Source organism: Balneola sp. (assembly GCA_003712055.1).
Classification (GTDB): domain Bacteria; phylum Bacteroidota; class Rhodothermia; order Balneolales; family Balneolaceae; genus RHLJ01.
On the sequence record RHLJ01000001.1, the window covers coordinates 798,893 to 813,526 of the forward strand.

Sequence of the window (14,634 nt, forward strand, 5' to 3'; positions counted from 1 at the left end):
TCAGCCTCTACTTATATTCATACCATTCTGCCTGAACAGGTTTGGAAGAACTTAAAACGCGTTCATGAAGATCGTGTGGATTTTCTTATAAAGGATTATTTAAAAGCTCGCTCTTCTGGAAAGAAACAGCCCGTAATGGATTTCCTGTTTGAATATTATGCTTTCCGGCCTTCTGCCCTTCGAAGATGGTCCCCTGGAATTGGAGTAGCTTTAGAAGTGAGCGATCCGGAACAACTCCCGGAACTTTCAGAACTACATATTGAAGATGGTATAGCCTACTTGAATCCAGAATTGTTTCCTGAAAAGCGGAGAAAGTCAGCAAAATGGATTGCCCAGCTATTAGAAAATACCCAGAACAAACGACCTTCTTTCGGTTGTTTTGGAATGCACGAATGGGCGATGGTATACCGAGCGGAAAGCCCAAGACACCAGCAGGTTCCACTTCGAATGAGCCCTGAACAGCTCACCGAATTTGTAGAATCTCGCCCGCTTGTCTGCACACATTTTGATGCCTACCGCTTCTTCACCCCCAAAGCTGTTCCAATGAATAAGTTCAAGCTTTCCAGGGAAGTATTTGCTGACATGGAACAACCAGGCTGTATCCATTCTAACATGGATTTATACAAATGGGCATTCAAACTATACCCATGGATGAGCAGTGACATTATCCTCGAAGCCTTTGAGCTAGCTTGTGAAGCGAGAGAGATTGATATGAAAGCCAGTCCTTATGATTTAAGAAAAGACGGACTGGAGCCCATCAAAATTGAGACCGAAGAAGGAAGACTGGAATACATTCAGGCTCAGGAAACTATTTTTGAGAGGGGAGAAAAGATCAGAGTTAAATTATTGCTTGGTCTACAAAATCTTTCTTTTGATTAAGCAAAGCTTAGTCATCTCTTTCTAAACTTGTGGGAAAAGTACTTGTTAGGTTAGAATCTATACAAAAAGAATCAAAGCTCACTGGAGGTATAATTACACTTGGTATGTCATGAGGTATTTTCTCGTTGAGTAGGGAGGAAATAAAACCATTAATTGTGCTACTTCCGCCTCCTAAAGTATTATAAACTCCAACTACTCTTGGAGTAAGAATAGTATCATCTTCATATAATTTAGCTTTAATAGCTCCTAATGATACAATTGCGTTTTGTATAGTTGTATCGTCAATCTTACCTGGAACTGGGATTAAACTTGAAACAGAGGGACCACTAATACCCAATGTTTGAACTACTAGGGTTCCTGACGCTTTTTTTGCTTCAGCAGCAGCTGCTACTGCAAAAAGATTACCTAAATCCACACTTCCTTCGAAAATACTCACAGTTGCTGTTAATCTAAGTCCTACTCCTATATATACTGGAACTACATTTATTTCTGTCTCGTTATCTAATTTTTCATTCCTACTAACAAGTTCATAACTACTGTCGCTATTTTTTTTTACGGTAAGTGAGTTGGTATTGAACTTTACATAGTCGAGAACAATAATATACTTCCCTCCTGAAACACCAAGTGTTGCGGGACCAAATGTAACTGACCCATTTCCTGTTATCTCTCCACTAGCAATTCGAATTGTCTCATCGGGCAGAGAATTTAACTTTAACTCGTTAGTAATTAAATCAAGAGAATAAAGCGTAGGTGAAAATCCTCCTAAAGAGTCTAGAGCATATAACTCAACTGGAAGCGGATCAATAGGTGTATATCCGTAAGAAGGAGCATTATTTGAATCAGAAATTGTATCTGGAATATTAATGGATCCGCCCTGTGAGCAACTTGCTAAAAGAAAAAGGAGAAGTGGAAATATTTTTTTCATAGTCCTTATCAATATATAATTATATCAACTTGTATATAGATAAATAAATAATATAAAGATATAAGTGTAATTCAGTAGATGTTAACTCTGAGTTTTCCAATTAGTTCTAATTCTATTTGGCTTTAAAAAATATTTATTAATCGACTTTTTCGAAAACTCGCCTGTTTTCACTTTTTCATCCTGAGCGTCCCTTTAGAAGGATCATCCCGGGCTTGACCCGGTATTTGAAAAGTTAGCTCCTTTTCTCCACCAAAGATCCCGGATCAAGTCCGGGATGACGTTATGATCATAAGCTCACTTTCCCCAAGCTCGTCTTTTCTCCATTCACCAAAAACTGTTCACCAGTAACCAACGCATTCGCTAAAAAAGCCATCAGTGCTGCCTCTTTAGCATCCGGATTCATTCCCAACACTTCAAAATTTCGGAGTTCAATGTTCAACTGCTCAGCGTTCCCTACTCCTTCCATAATCACCGAATTATGCACTCCACCTCCACTCACATATAACTCAAAGACCTTCTCTTCAGCAATAGCATCAAAAGCTCGAAGAATACTTTTTATGGTAAGCCCAGTTAGCGTAGCCACTAAATCTTCTGGGCTCAATTCAATGTCATAACTTTGCATAAGCTGCTCTACAATGTCCAGATTGAAATCTTCCTGCCCAGTAGTTTTGGGAAAAGCTTTTCGGAAATATGGTTCTAGCAAGAGATACTTCAAAAGCTCAGAGTGTACCTCTCCTGAAGCTGCAGTCTTTCCTCCTTTATCAAAAGGCTGGTTGAAATACTTTTTCATCACTTCATTGATGAGCGTATTTCCGGGACCAGTATCTGAGGTCAGCATCTCTTCTCCACTTTCTTTAGATGGAAGCCAGGTGAAGTTGGCGATCCCACCAATATTCAACAGCATTCTGTGTTTGGCCTGATGGCGAAACAACCGTTCATCCATTAAGGCGACAAGTGGCGCTCCTTGCCCACCTGCAGCTGTATGTTTTTGCCGGAAATCAGAAATAGTGATAATCCCAGTTTTGTGGGCAATGTGATCTCCATCCACAATTTGTAATGTACTGGTTTGATGCTCGGCAGGATGATGGTAAATCGTCTGGCCATGACTCCCAATCAGGTCAACCTCTTCCCGCTTCACTCCCCATTCATTTAACGCTTCCAACACCCATTCGGCATATAAATGAGCCAACTCGGTGTTAAGTGCGGTTACCTCCTGTAAATCTACCCGTGACTTTGATTGTATCGCTGCAATCCTGGATCTGAGCCTGGAATCATAGTCTACCGTCTTGAACTGCTTCACTTTCACCAACTCCGAATCACACTCACAAAGTGCAATATCTAATCCATCCAGAGAAGTACCGGACATCAATCCGATGATAGTTCGAGAAGATTTCTGAGCTACTTCTGAAAGTTTTGCCAATGGCTTGTTCATAGTTCAAACTCGGGCTATTTTAGCAACCAATCAATCCCATTCCTATGAGCACTCCAGAAGAAGTTGATTACCAATCCTACGAAGAAGACCTAGAACTTTTAATTAACACTCTGAAAGAGAGTTTTGAGTCAAGTGAAGCCGAATACCATGTGGATGAACACAATGATGCACTCTACATCAAACTGGAAGGCTTGGAGGATTATACTCAGGAGGAAATTGTGGAGATAGCCGGGCCTATTTTGGGAGAACTGGATATGGATTTCGAGGAGATAGTGTTCCTTCCATTTTAATTCTCTCATTACTTTCTTTCCTTTTTAGTCATCCTGAGCATACTTGCGAAGGATCTTATTGACTTATTATCCGGTTATATTCTTCGCTTTCAATCAGAATGACGAAATATCTAAAAAAGCGCTTTTTTATACCTCTGAGCTTCGTATTTTTGAGCAAAATAATTCAGATTTGTTAATGAAAAGCTCTAATTCGGGTTATACCCTTCACTGTATCACTTGCAATCATGTAAATGATGAACGAGAGACCAGCACCTACTGCACAAATTGTGGAAGCGTACTCACCGTTGATTACAACGAAATCCGAAAAGAAATTCAATACCCACTAGAAAACATTATACCCGATCCACTTAAAACGCATTACACAGCTCTTAGGTCATTGAACAGGCTATCTAAGAAATACGGAGCTGATCTACACGCAAAACTGGAGTTTGAAAACCCTACAGGTTGTTTCAAAGACAGGGGAAGTTATGTGGAGGTGCTGAAAGCTATTGAATTGGGAGCGGATGCCATTTGTCTTGCCTCAACTGGAAATATGGCTGCATCAGTAGCAGCGTATGCCTGCTATTTCAAAATCCCTTGTTTTGTATTTGTACCGGAACGAACTCCAGAAGTAAAACTGGCCCAGTCTACCATTTATGATGCAACTATCATTAAGATTAAAGGGGATTTTAAGCAGTGCGAGCTTCTTTGCCGGGAGTTTGCCAAATCAGGCAACTACTACTTAGCAGGTGATTATGTATTCCGGCAGGAAGGACAGAAATCTTTTTCTTATGAGCTTTTTGAACAAGGTCCTATCGACTATGATTATATCTTCGTACCAGTAGGCGCAGGGACAAATTTTGCTGCCATTTTTAAAGGCCTCAAAGAGTTAAAAGCAGCAGGAGAAATTGATCATATCCCTTCCTTCGTTGCAGTACAACCTGAACAAAGTTCTCCAGTGGTTGAAGGCATCTTCAAAAAAGAAAAGATTATACATGACCAGGTTAATACCATGGCCGATGCTGTGGCTGTAGCCGATCCCTTCGATTTTTATAAAGTGATGGAAGGTATTGATGAAACCAACGGACTTGCTTATACAGCTACTGAAAACGAGCTCCTGGACTCAATGAAAGAGATGACTATCGAGGAAGGCCTTTTCACTGAACCAGCCTGTGCCATTCCTTTAGCCTGCTTCAAGAATAACCTGGATCAGTTTAAAGGAAAAAAGTGCCTTTTTGTACTCACAGGAACTGGTCTTAAGAGTTCGCAAATTGTTTCCAAGTACTCCCTCTCCTCTCCAGTGCTTTCTCCAAAACTTGAGCGGGTTCAACAGTATATCGAATCTGGTTTCCCTGAACTGCAGCGTAATAGCTGGGGCCAATCTCGCGATATGATTATGGGGAATGTGAACATGAGTGAAGAGCACACCCGGTTGTATGATGAATATGTGAGTGGCATCAATAAAAAAGGAAAGACACTTAAAGAGGAAGAGATCAAAGCGCTTAAGTCATTAGTGTATCATGAAGATCCCAACCTGGAGTATCCTATCGAGGTACTTGATTACAAACTTACTATGAGGATGCAGGGTCTGGTTAGCGCTGCTGTAAAACTCAAACTCCCTAATGATGAAGAAATCATCTCTTTAGATCAGGGCGTAGGACCAATGGATGCGGTTCTTACTGCTATCAAAGCAGAAACCGATGCATTTATTCCCGTTGAGGTAAAAAACCACCAGGTAGAAATCCTAAGCCCGGATACTGATTCCCTGGTTATCGTTTCTCTTACCATGGAGAAAGACGATTTCACCTTCACTACTAAAGCTGCCTCACCCGATACCATCCAGGCTTTAATCCAGGCTTTTGTGAAAGGACTCGCTGTAGCGAATAAGGCGTTGGTGTCTTAAAAAATAAGTGATTTCACTCGCTTATTAATTCTTCTCATACTTTTGCGCTTTTCGTATTAATCAGTAGCAAAGTACTCACTACTTTTCGCGATAAAGCTACCTAAGTATAGGGTTCTTCACACCCAAAATTGGTATGTGTAAATCCATATTTATATGTATTTAAAAATAAAATCATAAAGTTTATAGTAGAGTTGCCATTAAACTTTAATCAACTCAAAAAACTATGAACGATGAACAAAAACTTCCCCACAAAGCCGTTGGGCAAAGCCTGGAAAGCAAGTCCTCAGAAGATACTCTCGCATACTGGACAGAAGAAAGAATCAAAAATGCGATACCTTTAAAACCTCCTAAGCAAACTATACCAAAAGATTTCAAGCTGGAAGAGTTAACAGGAGATAATCAGCCTCTTGGCGAACCAAAAGTTGTACATCCCGGGATACCCCAAAATTTAGACCAGACCGGAACTGTAGTACCAAATCCTGGAAGCTGGCCATATGCCTGCATAGGAAAGCTACTTTTCACTCAAAACGGTACCGACTATGTAGGAACTGCATTCTCCGTTTCCGGTAGCAAAAGTGTTTTTATGACTGCCGGACATTGCGTTTATGATCAGGCTTCTGGTAAATGGTCTGAAAATACCGTGTTATCTCTAGGATGGTCTAGCTCTTCTCAAGGTCAGAAATTCACTGCGGTTAACCTTGTTACATGCTATGGATGGATTAGAAATGAAGGCTACCAATATGATATCGGTGCTGGTATAGTAAGTGGCGATATGTTTACTAACAGAGGAAACCTCGGAATACTTTTTAATCAACAAGCTAATACCGGCCCCTGGACAGCTGTAGGATATCCCGCAGATCCAAACCCACCTTATGGCGGAAATACTATGTATCAATCCGTTGGCTCATACATTTCTCCAATCGATCCCGGAACTATAGGAATGAATAACAATGATATGGGTGGTGGATCAAGCGGAGGCCCATGGATAGTAAATTCAGATTGGGGATATGTAAATGGTCTACAATCTTACGATTATGATAATCCGGATACAGATGAATACTCACCATATTTTGGTGAAGCTGCTTATAACATTTGGTATTGTGCTGTTACAGGAGGGACTTGCTAAATAAAATAGATGCTGACAAATGAGTTTCTACGCTGTACTTATTTGTCAGTTCTACATTTTGATTTAACACAACAAGGGTATTCTTAGGGAATAAAGAGTTACTTCGTTAGCTTCCTACCGACTTTTGAATCCTTTTTCATATCCTATGAAAACCATACAGGTTAGCAAGGGCGAAGTACTTCAAACTTTGGGAGTGCTGAACTCAAAAATTTACCACGTTCACGAAGGGTTACTCCGAAGTTATTCCATTGATGAGAAAGGGAAAGAGCATATTTTCATGTTTGCCCCTGAAGGATGGACAATTGCCGATACCAATGGGCCTGAAGTTCCTACTGTGCTATATATCGACTGCCTGGAGGATTCGATTGTAAGTATTTATGAAAAAGTCTTACAAAGAGAAGAGAAAAATGTAGGGCCTCTTGTTAAACGTCTTTCTGTGCTACAAGAAAGAGTGATTATGTTGATGTCTTCTTCGGCGATAGAGCGCTATGAGCATTTTGTGAAAACCTACCCTGAAATAGTTCAGCGTGTACCCCAACGAATGATTGCTTCCTATCTTGGCATTACCCCTGAAGCACTTAGTAAAGTGAAAAATAAGCGATCAAAGAAATCCAGTTAGTCAGGACTTTCTTAATCTAGGTTAATGCGATCTCCAGACTGTTTGATGATATTATCAAACGATAAAATTACAAAACTGCTACAGATCAATTTAAACCTACCATCATGCTAAAAGCATCTTCTGTTCTATGGATTATCTGGGGACTTGTACACATGTTCGCCGGAATAATGACTATGTACTTTATTATAACCGGAGATATAGGCGGAGCTGTAGCTGGAATAGCTGATGCTGTCGACCCCTCTACTTTAGAAATGGCTTACCCGGAAGCTGCAGGAGCAGTTATTGGTCAACATGGCTTTAATTTACTATGGATCGGGTTAGTAACCTTCATTTGTGCTTTTTTCATCTGGAAAGGAAATAAGCCTGCAATCTTTTTGGCTGCAATAACAGGAGGTCTTGCCGATCTCGGCTATTTTATATTTATGGACTTAGGTGGTTTTGTTCATTTCATACCAGGTACACTTATGACTCTTGTCTCTTCATCAGCAATTATCCTTAGTTTCTACACTTATTTTAAGGGTAAAAAAGAAGCGGCTTACAGCGATTAGTCTTTTTAGTTAATGGTTATTGGAAAAAGAATTAACCAATAACCATTAACCAAATCCCTCTTGATTCTCTTGTGGTATATCTTGTTATTCTTGTATTAGCAATAAAGCTTCATGCAAATCGAATGGATTCAGAGAAAAGGGCATAGAGGTAGAGGATAAATCATTTTGGATCTCGTAGTACTTGATCCGGAAATAGAGATTGATACCAGAACCTTAACAGCATTTGCTCGACTTCTTTTGCAACTTCACTCAATTATACATCAAGAATAAATCGAAGAATTAAGAACTCAGGTATGATGAATCACTTCATTAGAAGTTTGACCGGGCAAAAAAGCATTCGCTATCTCCTACTATTTTGCCTTCTTGCAGTACTCCAAAGTGTACAAGCACAAACCAAGCAAAGTTATAACATCGGGTTTATTTTTGATACGCTTCCCGAGAACGCAGAAATCCTGCTCGTTCAAATGCAAAACGAGATCCGATCGGTGGTTGGTCAGGATGCAACCATAAATTTTCCTGAATCCGGAATATATATCAATAATTTAAGCTTAGAAGGAGCTCGTGATAACTTCAAAGCTATCAATGAGAACCCTGAGGTGGATATCATCCTGGCTTTTGGAGTACTCAATAACGTGGTTATACTAGAAAATGAAGTTCACAATAAACCTACCATCTTGTTTGGGACAATTACGAGAGAGTTTAAATCTGAATCCCTATCAGAGGAAACAAGTGGTATCGATAACTTATCGCTTATTCTTACTTCTCAATCGATTACGCAAGATCTTTCCATCTTTAGTGAGCTTGTCAATTTTAGAAAAGTGGGCATTGTTTTTGAAGACTATCTAATGGACGTACTTCCTTTGGAAGAAACCATTGCCTCGATTACGGACTCAATTGGAGTTGAACACCGCATTATCAACTATAATAGTTTAGACGAAATTATTGAAAGCTTGGATGAAGTTGATGCCGTTTACTTTGCTAATACTTTTTTCCTTACTGAAGATGAAATAAGCAGACTTTCCCAGGAAATGATTGATAGAAGAATCCCTTCCTACACTAGTTCTGGTTCGCGGGAAGTAGAACTAGGAATAATGGCCTCCAATCAAACAGATGATAACCTGGATCAGTTTTTCCGAAGAATAGCCTTAAATGTTGAGGCCATAGTGAATGGGAAAAACCCCTCTGAACTTCCCACCTACCTAGACGCTACTGAACAGCTCATCCTTAATTTCAATACAGCCTCTTTAATTGGTGGGCCTCTCAAATACAGCTTGATTTATGATACCCAAATCGTTGGCGAATTTAAAAATGTGCTTTCTGAAAGGGATTATTCGCTTATTGAACTGTTAAGCGAAGCCAGAGAACGAAATTTAGGACTACTAGTTAGTAACCTAGATGTGGAGCTATCTAACCAGGATGTACGATCAGCAGTAAGCGATATGTTCCCCAATTTAGAATCGAGCGTAACCACAAATATGGTTGACCCTGAACTGGCAAGAGCCTCTAGCGGACAGAATCCGGAATTCAGTACAACTGGTAATCTTACGCTTTCCCAGATCGTCTATTCTCAGGATATCCTCACCAATATTTATATCCAGCGAGCGCTAAAAGACGCGCAAGTAAGCACTAATAGAAATGATGAGCTGGATGTAATTCTGGATGCTGCCAATGCCTATTTCAATGCGCTAATCGCCAGATCAAACCTGGAAATTACCGTTCAAAACCTGGAAGTAACCCGCCGTAACCTTCAAATAGCTCAGCAAAATTATGAAGCCGGACTAACAGGGAAATCTGATGTTCTGCGATTTCAAAGCCAGATGGCACAAGATGCTCAAACTATGGTTGAGACAGTAAGCCTGTTGGAGTTTAGTTTCTCTGAAATTAATCGTGTTCTTAATTATCCACTCGACCGCGAAATCGACGTCCTTCCTATCAGTCTCACTGATGATGTGTTTACGGAACTGGATCTGGAAAAGCTGAGTAATTTCCTGGACGATATTTCCTTCCGGGATATCTTTATCCGTTTTCTTGTGCAAGAAGCCATTCTTGAATCACCTGAACTCCAGGCACTTAATAAGCAGCTTGAAATTGCAGATGCTAGTATTAGATTAGCCAATACCGGACGTTTTATTCCTGATGTATCACTTCTAGGACAGTATAACCATACATTCAGCAGATCAGGAGCTGGTTCTACATATCCTACGGGATTCATTGCCCCGCCAGATGGGCATTATACTGTTGGCTTATCTTTTAGCCTACCTATTTTCCAGCAGAATAAGCAAAACATCAATCTGCAAACAGCGAAGATTACCAGAAATCAAATTGAACTGTTGATTGAACAAACTGAAAGAAATATCGAACGTCAGGTTGAGAACAATGCACTGGATGCATTAAACCAGATTTCAAACCTCCAGCTTTCAGAGATCTCGCTTGAATCTGCAGCAGAAAACCTGGATCTGATACAAACTTCTTATTCCAATGGCGCAGTGAGTATTATTCAGCTAATTGATGCACAGAGCAATTTGTTAAATGCTCAAATTTCGAATAATAACGCACTATACAATTTCATGTTAAGTGTGCTTCGCCTGGAACGAAGCCTTGGATACTTTTTCTTCGAGAAAACTGCCACCGAGCGAGAAGAATTTAAAACTAAAATGGAAGCGTTCTTACTTGGCAATAACTAACTCCTCAATACCGAAAGATGATAAAACTTACTCGAAATTCAATTATAGCAACTGCCTTCCTGTTAATCATCGGAAGTTGTAGTAGTGAAGAAGCTACTCCTCCTGAAACCGTACGCCCTGTAGTTTATCATACCGTAGGTTTAAGTGGTGGGGAAGTAATCCGAACTTTTAGTGGAACTGCCCAGACGGATAAAATCATCAACTTGAGTTTCAGAAGTAGCGGTATAATTACCGAACTAAATATGAAACTTGGAAACCAGGTTAAGAAAGGAGATTTGCTAAGTCAGCTGGATAATGTTCAAGCCCGATTATCTCATGAACAATCAGTGGCATCTCTAAATAGTGCTGCTTCCCAAATGAATACTTCAGAATTGAACCTGGAAAGGATCCGATTACTTTACGAAAAAGGAAGTGCTTCACTAAGTGATTTTGAAAATGCTAAAAACTCATTTCGTACCGCCCAAGCTAGTTACGAATCGGCTCAGCGAAGCGTGGATATTCAACTTGAGCAAATCAACTATGGATATCTGTATGCTCCTGAAGATGGTGCTATAGCTGCAGTAAATGTTGAGCTTGAAGAAAATGTCTCGCCCGGACAGGTAGTTGGAGTATTAAATGCGGGCCTGGATATGAACATTGTCTTAGGAATACCCGAAAGTGTGATCAATCGCCTGTTTCCTCAAATGGAGGTTGGAATAAGTTTTAGTGCCCTTCCAAATAAAACATTTGTAGGCCGGGTAAATGAGATCTCCCCCGCTTTGGATGCTAATACTTCGACCTACCCTATCGAAATCGGAGTTATTGATCCGACTGACGAAATCAAATCAGGAATGGCTGCCAATGTAACCTTCAACTTTGCAGAATCTATTGGCAGCAGTGAGTCTATCGTTATTCCGGCTAATGCTGTTGGTGAAGACCAAAATGGTCGTTTTGTCTACCTGATCAACGAACAAACTGGTACAGGTAGCACCGTCAATAAAAACTATGTTCAAATTGGAGCATTGACTTCAGAAGGTTTTGAAATTGTTGACGGCCTAAGCGTTGGGCAGAAAATTGCCACAGCAGGATTGCAAACGTTATTAGACGGCCAAAAAGTAACGCTATTCTCAAGTCAGGGGTCTCTATGAACATTACTCAATTTGCAATTGAGCGAAACCGAATAACCTTTATTGTTCTCATTACCATCATTTTGATGGGCTTAAGTTTATTCAACAGCCTCCCAAGAGATAGTATGCCTCCGTACACAATCAGGGTTGCGAATATTATTAGCAGCTTTCCGGGTGCCAGCCCTGAAAGGGTTGAACAGTTAGTCAGTTTTAAAATTGAAAAGATCGCTCAGGAATTACCTGAGCTTGATGAAGTTACCAGTACTTCCAGAACCGGACTCTCAGTAGTAAGTGTAACTTTGAGAGATGAAGTAAACCCTGAGGATTTACAAGAGGTATGGGATCGCTTACGTCGAAAATTGGACAATATGGAGGGACTCCCCGAAGGGGTAGTCCCGGAACTCAACGATGATGGTATTGGGGATGTGTATGGAATCGTAGTTGGGTTAACCAGTGATGGGTTCAGCTATGCCGAAATGGAAGAATTTGCTGATGACATTCGAGACGACCTGATCAAACTCGAAGATGCTGCTAAAGTAGAAATCGGTGGGAAACAAGAGGAACGAGTATTTATCGAATTCGATAATACCCAACTCGCGGAGTATCAACTCACCTCCTCTCGACTTCAAAGTATAATTGCTTCAACCAATATCCTGAGTTCCGGTGGTGAAATTTATATGGGAGATGAAAGCATCATCCTCGAGCCTACCGGAAACTATAACGAAATTGATGACATCCGACAGACGCTGATTCCCGTTGGAAATCAAACACAGTTAGTATATCTGGAAGACATCACCAATATCACCAAAGGGTATATCAATCCGCCAAAGCAATTGGTGCGTGTAAACGGGTTAAATGCCCTCTCTCTTCATGTTAATCTGAAAGACGGAGCCAATGTCATCAAGCTGGGAGAAGACATCAATATGGTTATGGAAGAATGGAATGCCAAACTTCCTGTAGGGCTAGAATTAGTCCGCCTTTCTTCCCTTGATACCTACATCGATGTTAAAATCTCTGACTTTATTGGAAACCTGATACAATCGATTGTTATCGTACTTGCGGTAATGCTCATCTTTTTGGGATTCAGAACCGGAACCATCATAGCCAGCCTCATCCCTATCGTTACCATCATGACTCTTATGTGGATGGGTATTATCAATATGGGATTGAACCAGGTAACCTTAGCAGCACTCATCATGGCTTTAGGGATGATGGTGGATAATGCCATTGTGGTCGCCGAATCGGTGATGGTGAAAGTAGAACATGGCAAGGATACCTTCAAAGCAGCAGTTGAATCCTGCTCTGAACTCTTTACTCCCTTACTCATATCTACGCTTACAACCTCCGCTGCATTTATGGCTTTCTATCTTGCAGAATCAACAATGGGTGATATTGTAGGACCAATTTTTGTGGTAATCACTCTCGCCTTACTTTCTTCATGGCTGGTGGCACTTACTGTGGTAACTTTACTCTGCTACTACTTCTTGAAAGTGAAGCCCAATGCTCTTGAAAACCCGGGTTTAGTCGACAGACTTATAAATTGGACAAAAGGCATTTACCGTGTTTGGATCCTTAATGCTTTGAAGAATAAGTACCTGGTGATTTTAGGAATTTTTGTGCTATTCATGGTGTCCATGTTTGGGTTTACACAAATTGCCTTCCTTTTCTTCCCGGATAGTGATCGAAATATGATTACCGTTGATATCAACCTGGGTGAGGGAACGCGCATTGAAAGCACCCAAGAAACTGTACGCGGGCTTGAAGATTATTTCACCAGCGAATTGTTGATCAATGATTCCAGACCTGATGGTATTATAAACTGGTCTTCCTTTATTGGAGAAGGCCCCGAATCTTATGACCTGGGATACCAACCTGACGAAGCCAATTCGAGCTACGCTCATATCCTGGTAAATACCTCTGAAGCCAGCTACAATAACGCACTAATTAGCACTATTGACGAATTTGTCATTCAAAATTTCCCTAACGCTGATATCAAAGTTGGCCCTCTGGGCGCTGGAGGAGGTGGTGTTCCTATCGAGATCAGAATTATTGGAGAAAACCCTGATGAACTTGCAAGCATCTCAGAATCTGTAAAAATCAGGCTTTCATCTATTTATGGCACTAAAAATGTGAAAGACGACTGGGGTCCTAAGAGTAAAAAATTCGTAATCCAGATTGATGAGAACCGGGCACAAAATGCGGGAATCACTAACCAGGATATTGCTACTTCCCTACAAACCGTACTTACAGGATTCAGAACCGGAGAGTATCGGGAAGATGATAAAAGTATCCCAATCCTGATGCGAAGCGATGTGGGTAGTGAGCAATCCTTAGAATCGCTGGAAACATTAAATATCTACTCCCAAAGCTCTGGCAAAAGTGTTCCTCTACTCCAGGTAGCTCAGATTATCCCTGAATGGCAGTATTCTAAAATTCGACGGTTCAACCTAAATCGTGCAGTAAACATAACAAGTGAATTAAAAGAAGATGGGAATGCAGCTGCAATCGTTTCTGAAATAACTCCCTGGCTGGATGAAGAAATGCAAAATTGGCCAAACGGATATCGATATGAATTAGGAGGGGATGCACAGAATTCTGCCGATAATATGAGTGCCGTTATTGCCTGGCTTCCGCTTTCAGGGTTCATTATCGTGCTATTATTAATCATCCAGTTCAACTCATTCCGAAAAATGGTAATGGTCACCCTTACTATTCCTCTAGGTGTTATTGGAGTAGTAATCGGATTGTTAGTTTTTGGAGAGCCCTTTGGGTTTATGCCCTTCCTTGGAGTAATCTCTTTGGCGGGTATTATTATCAATAATGCTATTGTACTAATCGACCGGATCGAAATTGAGCAAAATGAACTTAAACGATCTACACATGACTCTATAATAGCTGCGTGTTTACAACGATTTCGTCCGATTGTACTGGCTACCTTTACCACGGTATTTGGCTTAATACCGCTCTACTTAAGTGGAGGTGAAATGTGGGAAGGTATGGCCGTATCTATTATGGTGGGTTTGTTATTTGGAACAGTAATTACTCTCGTATTTATTCCCTCTCTGTTCAGTATTCTCTACCGGGTTAACTATAAAGAGTACGAACTAAATCCTGAATTGAAGTCTATTTGATCTTGAGCTATG

General features: G+C 40.6%; 10 protein-coding genes and 1 pseudogene. 9 read left to right on the top strand and 2 right to left on the bottom strand.

Going from position 1 to position 14,634, the window contains the following annotated elements:
- Window positions 1-15 precede the first annotated feature (15 nt).
- A complete protein-coding gene (locus ED557_03570; GenBank protein RNC86159.1) occupies window positions 16-879 on the top strand; it encodes a 3-methyladenine DNA glycosylase in 864 nt (287 codons plus the stop codon).
- 115 nt (window positions 880-994) lie between these two features.
- Here the strand turns inward: ED557_03570 and ED557_03575 are convergent.
- Window positions 995-1,804: pseudogene (locus ED557_03575) on the bottom strand (hypothetical protein).
- A gap of 286 nt (window positions 1,805-2,090) precedes the next feature.
- Window positions 2,091-3,236, bottom strand: a complete 1,146-nt coding sequence (locus ED557_03580; protein ID RNC85865.1) for an anhydro-N-acetylmuramic acid kinase — start codon at window positions 3,234-3,236, stop codon at window positions 2,091-2,093.
- Window positions 3,237-3,280: 44 nt separating this feature from the next.
- Between ED557_03580 and ED557_03585 the strand changes: the two genes are divergently transcribed.
- The 8 genes from ED557_03585 (at window position 3,281) to ED557_03620 (ending at window position 14,622) form a co-directional block, all read left to right on the top strand.
- Complete coding sequence (locus ED557_03585; GenBank protein RNC85866.1) at window positions 3,281-3,526, top strand: hypothetical protein; 246 nt, start codon at window positions 3,281-3,283, stop codon at window positions 3,524-3,526.
- A 175-nt stretch (window positions 3,527-3,701) separates the two neighbouring features.
- The gene (locus ED557_03590) at window positions 3,702-5,408 is read left to right on the top strand and encodes a pyridoxal-phosphate dependent enzyme (GenBank protein RNC86160.1); all 1,707 of its coding nucleotides are present in this window, start codon (window positions 3,702-3,704) and stop codon (window positions 5,406-5,408) included.
- Between the two features lie 223 nt (window positions 5,409-5,631).
- Window positions 5,632-6,534 carry a hypothetical protein gene (locus ED557_03595; protein ID RNC85867.1) on the top strand — a complete coding sequence of 301 codons (903 nt, stop codon included), beginning with the start codon at window positions 5,632-5,634 and terminating at the stop codon, window positions 6,532-6,534.
- Between the two features lie 145 nt (window positions 6,535-6,679).
- The gene (locus ED557_03600; GenBank protein ID RNC86161.1) at window positions 6,680-7,153 is read left to right on the top strand and encodes a Crp/Fnr family transcriptional regulator; all 474 of its coding nucleotides are present in this window, start codon (window positions 6,680-6,682) and stop codon (window positions 7,151-7,153) included.
- A gap of 104 nt (window positions 7,154-7,257) precedes the next feature.
- Window positions 7,258-7,701, top strand: coding sequence for a hypothetical protein (locus ED557_03605; protein RNC85868.1), 444 nt, complete (start codon window positions 7,258-7,260; stop codon window positions 7,699-7,701).
- Between the two features lie 293 nt (window positions 7,702-7,994).
- Window positions 7,995-10,385 carry a TolC family protein gene (locus ED557_03610; GenBank protein RNC85869.1) on the top strand — a complete coding sequence of 797 codons (2,391 nt, stop codon included), beginning with the start codon at window positions 7,995-7,997 and terminating at the stop codon, window positions 10,383-10,385.
- Between the two features lie 17 nt (window positions 10,386-10,402).
- Entirely contained in the window at window positions 10,403-11,512 is a 1,110-nt protein-coding gene (locus ED557_03615; protein RNC85870.1) for an efflux RND transporter periplasmic adaptor subunit, read from the top strand.
- Complete coding sequence (locus tag ED557_03620) at window positions 11,509-14,622, top strand: efflux RND transporter permease subunit (GenBank protein RNC85871.1); 3,114 nt, start codon at window positions 11,509-11,511, stop codon at window positions 14,620-14,622. The genes ED557_03615 and ED557_03620 overlap by 4 nt, the downstream gene beginning before the upstream one ends.
- The last annotated feature ends 12 nt before the right edge of the window (window positions 14,623-14,634 follow it).